The following is a 13958-nucleotide window of genomic DNA, read 5'->3' as shown; positions in this document are numbered from 1 at the left end:
GAATGATCGACATGATCATCACGTAACTACGTGTAAGTGGCACCTTGCAGAAGGTCAGCCATCTATTTACAGTTACAAATGAAAAGTAAAATAACACTCTGATTATAAATCAGATAAATCTACACTCGCCATCTCATTCATCCAACCTTTAATCACTCAACTAAAGGAGTAGAAAGATGACATTAACCAAAAAATTAGGCGCAGAATTTATTGGTACATTATGGCTCGTTCTTGGAGGTTGCGGGAGCGCTGTTCTTGCTGCAGCATTTCCCAATGTTGGTATTGGCTTACTGGGTGTTTCCTTTGCTTTCGGGCTTACGGTGCTAACGATGGCGTTTGCGATTGGTCATGTATCCGGTTGCCATCTTAATCCTGCTGTTTCGTTTGGTCTTTGGTCCGGCGGCAGATTTTCAACGGCTGAACTTGGCCCTTACATCATTGCACAAGTGGCAGGTGGGCTTACTGGAGCTGCGATATTGTATGTTATTGCTACTGGCCAGGCAGGATTTGATGCAGCTGCTACCGGCTTTGCATCCAATGGGTATGGAGAACACTCACCTGGTGGATACAGCCTGATGGCGGCACTGGTCTGTGAGGTGGTTATGACCTTCATGTTTCTCATTATTATTTTAGGCGCAACCGATAAACGGGCACCGCAAGGATTTGCTCCTATCGCTATTGGCCTTGGCCTTACTCTTATTCATCTTATCAGCATTCCCGTGACCAACACATCAGTCAATCCAGCACGAAGCACTGGCGTTGCTCTCTTCCAGGGAGGCTGGGCAATCTCTCAGTTATGGCTCTTTTGGATTGCTCCTATAGTGGGTGCTATTTTGGCCGGCCTTGTCTACCGATGGTTTGAATCTGAAAACAAGGCATAACAAGACTATTTCAACTTTCTCAACTTCCTCAATCCGTGACAATCGATTACTAAAATCTTTCACGGATTGAGGTTAGCCCGGATTTCTCATGAGTTTTTTGATTTTCGACTTAACTTTTGATATTTAAAGAAAATACGGTAGCGCTAAATAAACAGACTGTTTTTTTCGTCGATAATCAAAAAAACTCACCCTCCGGGTCAGCGGATTTTTCCGCAGACTCTTTGTTGCAGGCCATTTGCGGTAGCTTACTATCGGAGTCTACGCTTACCTGCTGCATGTCCTGCGCCTCGATCTGCGAAAAACTTCACTGATGAGAAATGCGGGTTAGGTCAAATGTTCTACCATTAAACGAACTACCTGTTGCCGGTTATTTTCTCCACCCCTGTTTCCGCCCGAAATCAATTTTTTTCCCGACTTCAGTGATACACCACAACTATATACTCGTAATATTAAACAGTTGCTGATGGGAAATCATTTTTATGCTTCTTAATTCATGCTTCCCTTATTTTGAATAAGGAATATTACACCAACCACTAAGACTTAACAAAAGTAGAGATTAACCAGCAACTCACTTTCTTTATTAACCTTCTTGGCCAGATTGCAAATTTTAATTAATATGATATGTTCTTTCCCGGTATAAAAAAATATGACAGTGGAAGGGCCAAGAGAAATAGCGCAACATATTGGAAATCTGGCACACCATGGGCAGGCCGGAACAGGAACCTTTTTGTCATATCAAAAGACAGCATGGAGAACCGTCAGCCTTTTTTTTGGATCATTCGGACTGCAAAAAGACACAGGTCAATAAGGTTCTTTGGTTAATTCAACAATTTTTAATAAAGGAGTGTATGGAAATGGGTATGAAAAAATCCGTAATCGCAGCATTGTTCCTTGTTCTAATTTTGCTACCGGCATCGAGCCTGATGGCGACTTCCGTGTACAAGGTGGGGGGAATCTTCTCCTCCACAGGAAGAGCCTCTTTCCTTGGTGATCCGGAAAAGAAAACCATGGAAATGATGGTGGAAAAAATCAATGCGGAGGGCGGTATTGACGGCCATATGCTCGAGGCGGTGATTTACGACTCTGAAGGTGATCCTGCCAAGGCTGTCAGCGCCGTTAATAAATTAATCCACAAAGACAAGGTCCTCGCCATTGTTGGTCCATCCACCACCCCTACCACCCTGGCCATTGTCAATTTCGTAGAGCGGGCCCAGGTTCCCCTGATCAGCTGCGCTGCTGGGGTCAAAATTACCACCCCGGTTAAGCCATGGGTATTTAAAACCGCCCAAAGCGACCTGTTGGCTGTGGCAGCGGTGTATCAGCACATGAAGAACGCAGGCATCAAAAAAATCGGTATTCTCACCGTGTCCAACTCATTTGGCGAGAGCGGTAAAATGCAGCTCTTAGACCAGGCACAAGACTTTGGTATTGAGGTCGTTCAGGTAGAGAGCTTTGGTGCAAAAGATACGGACACAACCACCCAACTCACCAAAATCAAGGCTGCCTCCCCGGATGCCATTGTTTGCTGGGGAACAAACCCAGGCCCGGCCGTGGTTGCCAAAAACGTCAAACAACTGAAAATTGACATTCCTCTGTACCAAAGCCATGGGGTTGCTTCTCCCAAGTTCATCGAACTTGCAGGGGATGCGGCAGAAGGCATCATCCTTCCCACCGGCAAAATTCTTGTAACCGAACTTCTTGACGACAAGGACAGCCAGAAAAAGATCCTGGAAGGATACCAGACAGACTACAGCGCCAAGTTCAACAGCAACGTATCGGGGTTTGGCGGATATGCCTTTGATGCCGTGAATATGCTAGCCAACGCCTTAAAAGGAAGTAACGGCGATAAAAATAAAATTCGCCTGGCGCTGGAAAACACCCGAAATCACGTGGGAGCCACAGGCGAATTCAATTTTTCCGACAAGGATCACAACGGTTTGTCACCAGAGGCTTTTGTCATGGTGGAAATAAAAAACGGTACCTGGAAACTCATCGATTAGGGTATCGCTAAGTAGAGACAAGGGGATTTGCTGCGAGGGCACCGTCTGGTGCCCTCGCCTGCATTTCCCCTGAATTAATCCAATTCAAGGCAGGTCCATGCAGGAAATCATTCAATATCTCTTTTCAGGCATCACCACCGGGGCTATTTATGCTGTAATCGCCGTAGGGTTGTCCATGCTGTATAGTTCAACAGAACTCATCAACTTTGCCCACGGAGAGTTCGTCATGATCGGCGCAATGTCCATGGTGACATTCTGGGTCCATATGGCTCTTCCCCTGCCCGTAGCTATTGGTTGCACTCTGGCCTTGGGATGTGCCCTGGGACTTTTGTTTGAACGGTTTGCCATTCGAACTGCCAGAAATCCGCAACCCATTGTCCTGGTCATCATCACGGTCGGAGCTTCGATCTTTCTAAGGGGAACGGGAATGATCGTGTGGGGAAAAGATCCCTTCAGCGTGCCACCGTTTTCCAACCACGAGTCCTTAGAGATTTTCGGTGCTGCCCTGCTGCCCCAGTCCATCTGGATAGTTGCCGCGGCCCTGCTTCTTGCCGGTGGCATTCATTTTTTCCTGAAACGGACATTAACCGGAAAGGCCATGGTCGCCAGTGCCGTGAATCAAAAAGCTGCCTGGCTCAGCGGGATTCCCCCGGAAAGAATGGCAGTGCTCGCCTTTGCCATCAGCACAGGTTGCGGTGCGGTTGCCGGTATTTTTATTGCGCCCGTCACCATGAGCTCCTATGACATGGGCACCATCCTGGGACTGAAAGGTTTTTGTGCGGCCATGATCGGAGGTCTCGGCAGCCTGTGGGGAGCTTTTGCCGGCGGCATCCTTTTGGGAGTTTTGGAATCCCTGGGGGCAGGCCTTATTTCTTCGGGACTCAAGGATGCAATTGCATTTATCCTCCTGCTCCTGATTCTCTATGTACGCCCTGGCGGACTGTTTTCGGCTAAAGAGGCAAAACGGTTCTGATATGGATGACAACAAAATTAAAAACAGAATAGAACATGCTGTTTTTATCTGCATAATACTGGTGTTGGGCCTGTTTACCCAAAACACCTATTATCTCCAAATAATGACCTTTATCGGTATTAACACCCTGCTGGCTTTAGGGCTCAATATGCTGATAGGGTATGCTGGTCAGATTTCTTTAGGGCATGCGGCATTCTACGGTATAGGGGCATATACCACGGCCATCCTTTCCGGGACCTTTGGAATCTCCCCTTGGTTGTCCCTGCTCTGCGCCATTGGTGTGGCTGTACTCATTGCCTTTGTGGTTGGGCTCCCCACCCTGCGCCTATCTGGTTATTACCTGGGCATGGGAACCCTGGGATTCGGTATGATCGTCAATATTTTGTTCAGAGAGTGGAGCAGTGTCACGGGCGGCTCCTCGGGTTTTGTCGGTATTCCTGTTCTGGAGGCAGGAAAGGTTTCATTTATGTCCGGACAAAATTATTTTTTCCTGGTGTGGGGGGTGGTACTTGGAGCCATCCTGATGTGCCGCAGGATTCTTGCCTCACGCATGGGCAGGGCGTTACGCTCCATCCACGACGGGGAAAAAGCCTCACTGGCAGTGGGAGTCAACACCCACTATCTCAAACTACAAATTTTCATGTTTTCAGCCTCACTGGGAGCCGTTGCTGGATTTCTCTACGCCCATTTCGTCCTCTTCATAAGTCCTGAATCATTTGGTTTCATGGTGTCTGTGAAAATGGTGACCATGGTGGTTATCGGTGGCATGGCAAGTGTGTGGGGGGCTCTGCTTGGTGCCTCTCTGCTCACCTTGCTGCCGGAGGTTCTTCACGGATTTGCCGAGTACGAGATGATTGTATTCGGCCTGATCCTTATGGTGGTAATGATTTTTATGCCCCAAGGGCTCACCCGTGGATTTCTGGATATGTATGAAAAGGCAAGGAAAAAAAGGCAATGATATCCCCTGAACCCGGACACAACAACAAGCCGATACTGGCGGTAAGCTCCCTGACTAAGATGTTCGGGGGAGTCAAGGCCCAGGACAATATCTCCTTTTCCATTCAACCCGGTATTGTTTGCGGCCTTATAGGACCCAACGGGGCGGGAAAGACCACCCTCTTCAACCTGATAACAGGCATCTATTCCCCTGACGAGGGCCAGGTGGTTTTCAACGGTAAAGACACCCGGAAGATGACCGTTGACCAACGGGTGAGGGCCGGTATTGCCAGAACCTTCCAGCATGTAGAACTGTTCGGATCCATGACCCTACTCGAAAATGTGCTGGTTGGTATGCATGTGCGGACCAGATCCGGATTCTGGGGTGCAGTAACCCGCCTCCCCTGGGTCATACGAGAGGAAAAAGAAGCGGTTGAAAAGGCTGAAGCTCTTCTTGAATTTACCGGCCTTATGGACTATGCCCACCACCCGGCAGGAGACCTGCCCGTAGGAAGGCAGAAGACAGCTGAAATCGCCAGGGCTCTGGCATCGGACCCTCTGCTTCTGCTGCTCGATGAACCGGCTGCGGGGTTGAATGCAGTGGAGACAGAGGCTCTTGGCAAACTCATTGAACAGGTCAAAAAAAGAGGCGTGACCATGATGCTGGTTGAGCATGACATGAGCCTTGCTATGGGTATTTGCGACAAAATGATTGTTCTTGATCAGGGCAGTAAACTGGCCGAAGGCACTCCCAGGGAAATCCAGAACAATGAAGCGGTCATGGCGGCTTACCTGGGACAGGGCTAACCCGTACTTCTCATGAACATTTTGCCAAATTCATAAATATTGTTTCCTAACAAGTGGTTGGATTCAATTTAAAAAGATATCAATTTTCCACAACGTTCACCAAAGGTCAGCCCAGGCGACGCCATCTTCTTCAGTATTTTGGCAGTAAACATAAATCATTATAGTTTACAGCCAAAAACTTTGAACCTGACGCCGCCTGAACTGATGAGAAATCCGGGCTAAAGGATGCTGAGAATACAAAACTTAAAATGCAGTTACGGCAGTATTACTGCGGTTCACGGGGTCAGCCTTTCCGTAAAGGAGGGAGAGCTGATTTCCATTATCGGTGCCAACGGCGCCGGGAAAAGCTCTTTGCTGCTAGCCATTTCAGGCCTGCTGAAGAACTGGTCAGGGGAGATCCTTTTCCAGGAAATCCCCTTAAAAGGCATGTCACCCCCGGCTATTGTCCGCTCCGGTATCAGCATGGTACCCGAGGGCAGGCAAATTTTTGCCCCTCTCAGTGTTATGGATAATTTGAAGATGGGTGCTTACACGATTTACCGGAGGGGGATGAAAACCGAGGTAGAAAAAGATCTGGAGATGATCCTGGACATGTTTCCCATCCTGCATGAAAGGGTGGAGCAACTCGCAGGAACGTTGTCTGGTGGAGAACAGCAAATGCTGGCCATTGGCCGGGCCCTCATGGCCAGGCCGAAACTGTTGATTCTTGACGAGCCTTCCATGGGGCTGGCACCCAAGATAGTGGATCAGATTTTTAATACCATAGTAACCTTGAGAGAACAGGGGGTAACCATCCTGCTGGTAGAACAGAATGCCCGGGCCGCGTTAAAAATTGCCGACCGGGGGTATGTGTTGGAAACCGGCAAAATGGTTCTCCAGGGAAGTTCGGACGAACTCCTGGTGGACGACGATGTCAAACGGGCCTACCTGGGGCAAGATTACGGTGATTTTTACGATGGGAGGAACCAGTAATGGTGGAAATGCAAATGTCTGAATGCAGCATTGAAGAAAGAGAACAGCTCAAACTAGAAAGACTGCAAAGCACATTAAATCGAGCATATAAAAATGTACCCTTCCACCGTAATCGTTTCCTGGAAAGGGAACTTTCCCCCCAGGATATAATTTCCCTCAAGGATATTGAAAAACTGCCCTTTATGGATCGGGGCCACCTGGCCACCCACTATCCTTATGGCCTGTTTGCCGTTCCTTTAAGGGATATCGTTCGTATCCACACCGCACCGGGAACAGGCGACAGCCCCTCCATCAGCGGATACACCAAGGCAGACTTATTAATCTGGAAAAAGCTTGTCGCCAGGAGCCTTGAAGCTGCCGGAGTGACTGAAATGGATATTATCCAGATCCACCTGCCGCCGGGGTTGGCAAACTGGGGCCGAGACTATAAAGACGGCGGGGAAACTGTCGGTGCGAGCGTCATCCCCAACTCCCCTCTCTCCCTTTCAAAAACACTCATGGTGTTGAGGGACTACAAAACCAGCACCCTGGTGACCACCTTGGCCTTTGCCCAACAACTCATGGAGCATATGTTTGAAAAGGAGCACAATCCCAACGAGCTGAATCTGAAACGGATCATCCTGGTGGGTGAGCCTGTGGCAAGAGACGTTGCGAAAGATATTGAAGACCGGCTTCATGTTGATGTCTGGCTCAATTACGGCCTCAGCGAGATTCCCGGACCCGCCATTGCCCATGAATCCGAAAATCACTGCGGACTCCGCATCAATGATGACCATATCCTTCCTGAAATCATCGATCCGAATACAGGCCGCCCTGTACTCCCTGGAGAAAAAGGGGAATTGGTGCTAACCACTCTCTCGGCACGGGCCTTTCCCCTTATTCGGTTTCGCACCGGTGATATGGCTCACTTTTTAACCGAAACCTGTTCCTGTTGTTCACATTTTACAAAAATGGTCTGGCATAGAAAACGGGCTGACAATTATATTATCATCTCCGGCATCAAGGTCTCCTTGGATCAGGTAAAAATCGATCTCAAAAAGGCTCTGAATATACCTTCTCCAGATTGCGAAATGGAAAAAATATGCCAAGGTGGTATAGAGATCCTTAAGATATCTCTTGTGGTAGACAACCAACTTTTCTCAGATGAAATAAAAGACCTGGAAAGGCTGATGTACCGCACGGAAGAGATATTAAGTGAGCGTGTAGGGGTTCCCATAAAAATTCGACTTATGCAAAAGCGACCATAGAAAAAACTGGAAAAATCGAGCCGGATAGTGTTGACAGGACGCTGATTTCCCCTTTTTCCTGATAACCAACCTTTTGCAGACACATCACTCTATGTCATTTTCTTCGCTCGGACTCTCAAAAGCCCTTCTCCGCGCTATCGATGAAAAGGGGTACACGACACCTTTTCCAATCCAAACAAAGGCTATTCCTGTTATTCTTTCCGGTAAGGATGTAATAGCTGCGGCTCAGACAGGGACAGGTAAAACAGCTGGTTTTGCCCTGCCACTGCTGCAGCGACTAGCCCAAGGACCGAGAGTGAAATCCAACCATATTCGAGCGCTTGTGCTTGCACCAACCCGTGAACTTGCAGACCAGGTTGGGGAGAGCCTGGCAACCTATGGCAAGCACCTGCCTCTTACGTTTGGCGTAGCTTATGGTGGAGTGAAGATTAATCCCCAAATGATGCAACTGCGCGGTGGGCTCGATATATTGGTGGCAACACCAGGCCGGCTGCTGGATCTCTTCCGACAGGGTGCTGTTAAATTTGGGCAGGTAGAAACACTAATCCTGGATGAAGCTGACCGAATGCTTGGCATGGGCTTTATCGAAGATATTAAAAACGTCATGAATCTGCTGCCAAGTAAACGACAAAATCTGCTTTTTTCAGCAACCTTTTCCCCTGAGATCCGGTCTCTCACGAAATATTTGTTCCGAAATCCTGTGGTGATCGAGGTCAATCCTAGAAGCTCCGCAGCAAAAGGTGTCAAGCAATGGGCAATTGAGGTGGATAAAAGCAGGAAACCGGCTTTGCTGCGCTACCTGCTGCAAAAAAACAGCTGGGAGCAAGTGTTGGTCTTTACTCGCACCAGGAAAGGAGCCAATCGCCTGGTTCAGCAACTTGCAGGTGATGGGATTTCCAGTGAGGCAATCCACGGAGACAAGAGCCAAGAAAACCGCAACAGGGTCCTTGCAGATTTCAAAGCAAAGAAGATTCGTATTCTGGTAGCCACCGGTATTGCATCACGCGGGCTCGATATCAATGAACTTGCCGCTGTGATTAATTTCGATTTACCTCAAGTCGCAGAAGACTATATTCACAGTATTGGCCGTACGGGTCGAGCAGGTGCAAAGGGCGTTGCAATATCACTGGTAAGTGCTGATGAGGTGAAACTGCTCTCCGCCATTGAGGCTCTTCTTGGGCAAACGCTGATACGTGAAGTGGAGAAAGGCTTTATCCCGAAACATAGCGTGCCCTTAACCCGTCTGGCAAAAGCGCGGCCCAAAAAAACGAAAACGCCTACGCAGAAACCAGCTGGTAGCACTGTAAGAGCAAAGGCAAAGACCTCTCCCAAAAACAAGAAAAGGTATAAAAGAAATGACCGACGGAACCAAAAGAGCTGAAATTACAGCCGGTGCAAAAGTTTCCATTGTCTTAAAGCAAGACCAGCGATCGGGAAAGCTTACCCATGGCATAGTGAAAGATATTCTAACAAAATCCGCCACCCATCCACATGGTATCAAAGTTCGTTTGCAAAGCGGACTTGTCGGTAGAGTGAAGGTAATCCAAGCTCAATAGAGAGCACTTTTTTTTACTCTCTCATACAACTTGAAACCCTTCAAAAAGCAGGATACAAATCGACCATGACTATTTTTGACAGCCTGATTCAACAAAGTGCGACGATCGCTCCTCCCCAACCGCAGGTATTGGGTATTGGTGGCAGTCCCAGAAAGGGTGGCAACTCCGATGCTATCCTCCAGCAAATACTTATCGGTGCAGCCAAGCAACAGCTCCCCACAGAAAATATTCATCTACGGGATATGCAGTATCAAGGCTGTATTGGCTGTGAGCGATGCAGAAAAGATAAAATCTGCACAGGCCTGCAAGACGGCATGTCCTTTCTCTATCCAGACATTCTGAAATCCCAGGGTCTGGTCCTTGTCTGTCCTACTCACAACTACAATATTACATCCTGGATGAAAGCATTTATTGATAGACTCTACTGTTTTTACAATTTCACCAATGACCGCCCCAGAAACTGGTCGAGTCGTTTGGCAGGCCAGGGACGCAAGGCAATAATTGCAGCCATTTGTGAACAGGAAAACAAAAAAGACATGGGATTTACCCTGGAGGCCATGCGCCTCCCTCTTGAAGCATTGGGCTATGATATCATTGATGAGTTACCTGTGCTAAGCGTCTTTGATAAAAAGAAGGTCAAAGAATATGAAGAGGTGATGCTCCAGGCTGAAAAACTGGGCGCAAAACTAGGCAGATCTATGATACAATAAGTGTTTGAATAGAGAACACACTTGGCTGTACGCAAAAATTTTGAGTATCATCCTATCCATCAAAATCTTTCTACTGCACAATTTTTCCTATAACAACATACCTCTTATCCATAAGGAACATCATGAGTGAACTCCCCAACTGTCCGCAATGTAACTCGGAATACACCTACAACGACGGCAGTCTTTATGTCTGCCCTGAATGCGGACACGAATGGCCCCTGGACACCACCATTGAAGACGAAAAGTCTTCGGTCATTAAAGATGCCAACGGTAACATCCTGCAGGATGGTGACACGGTAACGGTGATAAAAGATCTTAAGGTCAAAGGGTCATCTACCGTGGTCAAAGTCGGCACCAAGGTAAAAAATATCCGCCTTGTGGATGGCGATCACGATATTGACTGTAAGATTAGCGGTATTGGCGCAATGAAGTTGAAGTCTGCCTTTGTAAAAAAGATATAACCAGGCTTCTCCACTCACATTCCCATCCCATTCCCTTTTCATTTTTTTGTGAGGTATTTCATGTTTATCGATTTACTGAAAAAAAGAAGAAGCATTCGTCGTTTCCAGGACAAACCTGTCAGTCAGGAAGACATTGACCTGCTGCTTGAAGCTGCGCTTCGTTCCCCTTCTTCCAAAGGAATTAATCCCTGGGAATTTGTCGTGGTCCAGGATAAGGAATTGATCCAGAAGCTGGCCGTGGCAAAGCCTCATGGTGCTACCTTTTTAAAAAATGCCCCTTTAGCCATTGTTGTCTGTGCTGATAGCTCTAAAACGGATGTGTGGGTGGAAGACGCTTCCATTGCTTCGCTTATCGTTCACCTAGCAGCTGCAGACATGGGCCTTGGCTCCTGCTGGGTACAAATTCGACTCCGTGAACATAACGAGCAGCAATCATCCCAGGAGTATCTGGGCAACATCCTCAACTTGCCGCAAAACATCCTGCCGGTGGCCGTTATCGGCATTGGCCACCCGATGGAGGAAAAAGCCGGTCACCCTGCCGACTCCCTTCTCTACAACCAGGTGAGCTACGACCAATTTGACAACAGGCGTTAATCTGACCACTATTAACCAAGAATCCCGATGGAAACACTTACTGCAAAAAACAACACCCGGCTCGCCCTGTTAAAAAAACTGCGCAAGGAACTCCCTCAAATAATGGAGCTTGATGCAGCCAAGTGGGACACAACCTACCAAGACGGTGCGCTGAGTAGAAAAACGAAAAGACTTATGGCACTGGCCATAGGGTTACGGGCCGGCTGTGAAAACTGCATCATTGCCCAGACCATGCATGCGATTGATGCCGGGGCAACCAGGGCGGAAATCATGGAGACCATCAGTGTCAACATGGCAATGAGTGGAACCACAGGCGTTGGTGAAGGGCTAAAAGTGATCCAGTTGCTTGACGAATTAGGGCTTTGAGACGAGTGTAAATAGTATAATCACTAGTCCTTGATAAAAGTTGATACGTTCTGCTGCGGTTCCAGAAAATGAACAACGAACGTTTTTTTAAAAACCAAAACCTTCCCTTTGTCGAAGGGCGTCATGCCCAACACAGCACCCGCCTCTTCAAGCCGCACATGCATCGTCGTTTCTCGGTTGGCGCGGTCAGCAAAGGTTCCCTCTATTTCAGAATCGGTAGCGAGCAAGTCCCCTTAACCCAGGGCACACTTGCCGTGATTAACCCTGAAATACTCCATAGCTGCAATCCTCAGCCGATATCTGCCCGCAGCTACTACATGCTCTATCTTGACACAACATGGTGCCTACAGGTACAGCAGATGCTGTGGCAGGTTGAGACCTTTGTCCCTCTGCTAAATCCTATATTGGAAAAGTGGAGGCTCTACGATCTCTATATCCAAACCATGGAGCAGCTCATGGATGATCGGTATGAGCTGCTGGAAAAAGAGCAGGCCCTGGTGCAGCTGGCAGAAGTGCTTTTTCTACATGGGTGCAACCCGCAGCGATTGGTAGAACAAAAGCAGCAAAGCAAGGTGGATGATTTGAAACAACTCCTGGAAAGTGATCTGGAGCGGGAATTCATCATGGCTGCTGCAGCCGAACGGTTACATGTCAACCCTTACACACTCCTCCGTCAATTCCGTAAAAACACCGGCATCACTCCCCACGCCTATCGCATGAACTGCCGAATCGAAAAAGCACGCAGACTGCTGCAACAGGGCGAAGAGATTGCCGACACCGCCCTTGCCTGCGGATTTTACGACCAGAGCCACTTCCACCGCCATTTTAAAGCAATGACCACACTCACCCCTGGAGAATATCAGCGCTGCCTGCTACCACTCTAGCTGTCGGTGCAACCTTTTCGATTGCCGATTATTAGCTACAAATATTCGTTACTCAGTTAACAAATCGATGCAACTAGAACCTGTCTTCTATTCTCGAAGTCAATATTTACAGGAGAAAAATTGATTTTGGCTGAGGAGAATGAGTTACGTTCCGTGTAATATGGTTAACTCTTTCAAATCACATCCATCTTCCTTTTATTCTGTTGTAGAAAAAATGAACTTAACATCTTTGTTAACTTGCTTTTTGGTCAGGCTTTGCCTTAATATTGAACTAGACGGGTTTCGATTTAATAGACAAAGCCAAACCTTCCGAAAGGCAGGGACGGAAAGCCACGGGTCCAAGAGATAGCCGGGCTGCCTTTACTTTATTGAGGCAGTCCGGCTTTTTTTATTTATGGTATTATAAAAAAATCGGCGTAGATGCTTATGTACACACACTTTCCTTTTGTTAGGGGGAGATGATCATAACCCAAGCACATAATGTCAAACTTGCAAATAACATTTCATGCAATAGCATTAAAATCAGAAATAAGGAGGATAAAATGGATCATGTCGGAAAGTTTACAACATAGCAGCAGAGCTGTTTGTGGCTCACTGCCCTATCTTCTTGCAGGGACCCTCGATCGGGTAAGTAAACAGAGAAGATCTGTTTACAAAATTTAGAAAGGGGTATGTTCCGAAGACCAATTGTCTCACCTGAACAAGCCCCCCATGAATATTAGTTTCAAGAGATGAAAACAGATTTAACAACATAACAGAAAGGAGAGTTTTAATGGGTACGCAAATCCAAAAAGGACTTATCTCCTTGGCGATTACGCTGCTGATAAGTCTGCCCTTGACAATTAGCGCTGTAGAAGTTGATAAGGATGACTTCAATTTTCTCACAACAGAGGATCTATATTCACTCTGTTCAGCACCGCTTGACGATCCTGATTTTGTTGCAGCCATATATTCTTGCAAAGGATACATTGCCGGTGCTGTTGATTATCATGATGGTATCAGTAACCGTAAAGATATGAAGCGTTTAATTTGTTATCCCCCAGACACTACGTTAAAGGAAGGGAGGGAAGCATTTGTCGCGTGGGCTAAGGACAGAGAAAGCGACACTGCAATTATGCGGGAACAGGCTGTGCTCGGACTGGTAAAAGCTCTGGCCGCCAAGTATCCCTGTACAGATTAACAGGAAGGTTTGCTTGATTTTTACAACAGCAACTTTCTTATATTTTCTTGCAACCAGGGAGTATTGTCATGAAAAAAGTAGCTATTGGTTCAGCTTTAATTCTTCTGTTTTTAACTGGTTGTGGCGAAACAACCGGCAGCCGCTCTCTCAGCGGGGCGGGTATGGGAGCAGCCGCAGGTGGGGTAATAGGTTCAATGTCCGGAAATTTCGGTACAGGAGCTGCCATTGGAGCAGGTGTTGGAGCGGTAGGAGGTTATCTGCACGACCAACATAAAAAGGGAAATATTGACTAGCCCGATTTTCTCATGAACTTTTTGATTTTAAACTCAATTAATTGATTTTATTGCTCAAAGAGTAATTGCACAATGAACAGTCTGTTTTTCGTTTTCAA

The 13958-nt window shown here is 47.3% G+C and carries 16 protein-coding genes and 1 riboswitch; all 16 genes read left to right on the top strand.

The annotated features are described in order from the left end of the window. Positions 1-176 precede the first annotated feature (176 nt). The 16 genes from aqpZ (at position 177) to JWH17_RS08695 (ending at position 13860) form a co-directional block, all read left to right on the top strand. Positions 177-881, top strand: a complete 705-nt coding sequence (aqpZ, locus tag JWH17_RS08770) for an aquaporin Z (protein WP_205222221.1) — start codon at positions 177-179, stop codon at positions 879-881. 854 nt (positions 882-1735) lie between these two features. After that, entirely contained in the window at positions 1736-2881 is a 1146-nt protein-coding gene (locus JWH17_RS08765; protein ID WP_438941064.1) for an ABC transporter substrate-binding protein, read from the top strand. A gap of 97 nt (positions 2882-2978) precedes the next feature. After that, positions 2979-3854: a branched-chain amino acid ABC transporter permease gene (locus JWH17_RS08760; RefSeq protein WP_205222219.1), complete on the top strand. Its 876-nt coding sequence runs from the start codon at positions 2979-2981 to the stop codon at positions 3852-3854. 1 nt (position 3855) lies between these two features. Further along, entirely contained in the window at positions 3856-4812 is a 957-nt protein-coding gene (locus tag JWH17_RS08755) for a branched-chain amino acid ABC transporter permease (protein ID WP_205222218.1), read from the top strand. After that, the gene (locus JWH17_RS08750; RefSeq protein WP_205222217.1) at positions 4809-5597 is read left to right on the top strand and encodes an ABC transporter ATP-binding protein; all 789 of its coding nucleotides are present in this window, start codon (positions 4809-4811) and stop codon (positions 5595-5597) included. Before JWH17_RS08755 ends, JWH17_RS08750 begins: the two co-directional genes overlap by 4 nt. Before the next feature lie 225 nt (positions 5598-5822). Beyond that, positions 5823-6569, top strand: coding sequence for an ABC transporter ATP-binding protein (locus JWH17_RS08745; RefSeq protein WP_205222216.1), 747 nt, complete (start codon positions 5823-5825; stop codon positions 6567-6569). Beyond that, a complete protein-coding gene (locus JWH17_RS08740; RefSeq protein ID WP_205222215.1) occupies positions 6569-7816 on the top strand; it encodes a phenylacetate--CoA ligase family protein in 1248 nt (415 codons plus the stop codon). Before JWH17_RS08745 ends, JWH17_RS08740 begins: the two co-directional genes overlap by 1 nt. Positions 7817-7907: 91 nt before the next feature. Beyond that, a complete protein-coding gene (locus JWH17_RS08735) occupies positions 7908-9197 on the top strand; it encodes a DEAD/DEAH box helicase (RefSeq protein WP_205222214.1) in 1290 nt (429 codons plus the stop codon). Further along, a complete protein-coding gene (locus tag JWH17_RS08730; RefSeq protein WP_205222213.1) occupies positions 9172-9372 on the top strand; it encodes a YwbE family protein in 201 nt (66 codons plus the stop codon). Before JWH17_RS08735 ends, JWH17_RS08730 begins: the two co-directional genes overlap by 26 nt. Before the next feature lie 65 nt (positions 9373-9437). Then, entirely contained in the window at positions 9438-10082 is a 645-nt protein-coding gene (locus JWH17_RS08725; RefSeq protein ID WP_205222212.1) for a flavodoxin family protein, read from the top strand. A gap of 122 nt (positions 10083-10204) precedes the next feature. Next, positions 10205-10543: a zinc ribbon domain-containing protein YjdM gene (locus JWH17_RS08720; protein WP_205222211.1), complete on the top strand. Its 339-nt coding sequence runs from the start codon at positions 10205-10207 to the stop codon at positions 10541-10543. A gap of 60 nt (positions 10544-10603) precedes the next feature. After that, a complete protein-coding gene (locus tag JWH17_RS08715; protein WP_205222210.1) occupies positions 10604-11137 on the top strand; it encodes a nitroreductase family protein in 534 nt (177 codons plus the stop codon). 27 nt (positions 11138-11164) lie between these two features. Next, positions 11165-11503 (top strand): carboxymuconolactone decarboxylase family protein, encoded by a 339-nt coding sequence (locus JWH17_RS08710; protein WP_232370996.1) that lies wholly within the window; start codon positions 11165-11167, stop codon positions 11501-11503. A gap of 68 nt (positions 11504-11571) precedes the next feature. Further along, positions 11572-12387 carry a helix-turn-helix transcriptional regulator gene (locus JWH17_RS08705; RefSeq protein ID WP_205222209.1) on the top strand — a complete coding sequence of 272 codons (816 nt, stop codon included), beginning with the start codon at positions 11572-11574 and terminating at the stop codon, positions 12385-12387. A gap of 289 nt (positions 12388-12676) precedes the next feature. Further along, positions 12677-12749, top strand: a riboswitch (cyclic di-GMP riboswitch). A 410-nt stretch (positions 12750-13159) separates the two neighbouring features. Then, positions 13160-13567: a Rap1a/Tai family immunity protein gene (locus tag JWH17_RS08700; protein ID WP_205222208.1), complete on the top strand. Its 408-nt coding sequence runs from the start codon at positions 13160-13162 to the stop codon at positions 13565-13567. A 68-nt stretch (positions 13568-13635) separates the two neighbouring features. After that, a complete protein-coding gene (locus tag JWH17_RS08695) occupies positions 13636-13860 on the top strand; it encodes a YMGG-like glycine zipper-containing protein (RefSeq protein WP_205222207.1) in 225 nt (74 codons plus the stop codon). Positions 13861-13958: the final 98 nt, after the last annotated feature.

The sequence above is a fragment of the Desulfogranum marinum genome, assembly GCF_016918565.1.
Taxonomy (GTDB): Bacteria; Desulfobacterota; Desulfobulbia; order Desulfobulbales; family Desulfobulbaceae; genus Desulfogranum; species Desulfogranum marinum.
This window is presented reverse-complemented; position numbering and strand designations above follow the sequence as displayed.

What these genes read in the sequence shown, in the direction of transcription:
- aqpZ (WP_205222221.1), top strand. Translation starts at nt 177, where the DNA reads ATGACATTAACCAAAAAATTAGGCGCAGAATTTATTGGTACATTATGG.
- JWH17_RS08765 (WP_438941064.1), top strand. Translation starts at nt 1,736, where the DNA reads ATGGGTATGAAAAAATCCGTAATCGCAGCATTGTTCCTTGTTCTAATT.
- JWH17_RS08760 (WP_205222219.1), top strand. Translation starts at nt 2,979, where the DNA reads ATGCAGGAAATCATTCAATATCTCTTTTCAGGCATCACCACCGGGGCT.
- JWH17_RS08755 (WP_205222218.1), top strand. Translation starts at nt 3,856, where the DNA reads ATGGATGACAACAAAATTAAAAACAGAATAGAACATGCTGTTTTTATC.
- JWH17_RS08750 (WP_205222217.1), top strand. Translation starts at nt 4,809, where the DNA reads ATGATATCCCCTGAACCCGGACACAACAACAAGCCGATACTGGCGGTA.
- JWH17_RS08745 (WP_205222216.1), top strand. Translation starts at nt 5,823, where the DNA reads ATGCTGAGAATACAAAACTTAAAATGCAGTTACGGCAGTATTACTGCG.
- JWH17_RS08740 (WP_205222215.1), top strand. Translation starts at nt 6,569, where the DNA reads ATGGTGGAAATGCAAATGTCTGAATGCAGCATTGAAGAAAGAGAACAG.
- JWH17_RS08735 (WP_205222214.1), top strand. Translation starts at nt 7,908, where the DNA reads ATGTCATTTTCTTCGCTCGGACTCTCAAAAGCCCTTCTCCGCGCTATC.
- JWH17_RS08730 (WP_205222213.1), top strand. Translation starts at nt 9,172, where the DNA reads ATGACCGACGGAACCAAAAGAGCTGAAATTACAGCCGGTGCAAAAGTT.
- JWH17_RS08725 (WP_205222212.1), top strand. Translation starts at nt 9,438, where the DNA reads ATGACTATTTTTGACAGCCTGATTCAACAAAGTGCGACGATCGCTCCT.
- JWH17_RS08720 (WP_205222211.1), top strand. Translation starts at nt 10,205, where the DNA reads ATGAGTGAACTCCCCAACTGTCCGCAATGTAACTCGGAATACACCTAC.
- JWH17_RS08715 (WP_205222210.1), top strand. Translation starts at nt 10,604, where the DNA reads ATGTTTATCGATTTACTGAAAAAAAGAAGAAGCATTCGTCGTTTCCAG.
- JWH17_RS08710 (WP_232370996.1), top strand. Translation starts at nt 11,165, where the DNA reads ATGGAAACACTTACTGCAAAAAACAACACCCGGCTCGCCCTGTTAAAA.
- JWH17_RS08705 (WP_205222209.1), top strand. Translation starts at nt 11,572, where the DNA reads ATGAACAACGAACGTTTTTTTAAAAACCAAAACCTTCCCTTTGTCGAA.
- JWH17_RS08700 (WP_205222208.1), top strand. Translation starts at nt 13,160, where the DNA reads ATGGGTACGCAAATCCAAAAAGGACTTATCTCCTTGGCGATTACGCTG.
- JWH17_RS08695 (WP_205222207.1), top strand. Translation starts at nt 13,636, where the DNA reads ATGAAAAAAGTAGCTATTGGTTCAGCTTTAATTCTTCTGTTTTTAACT.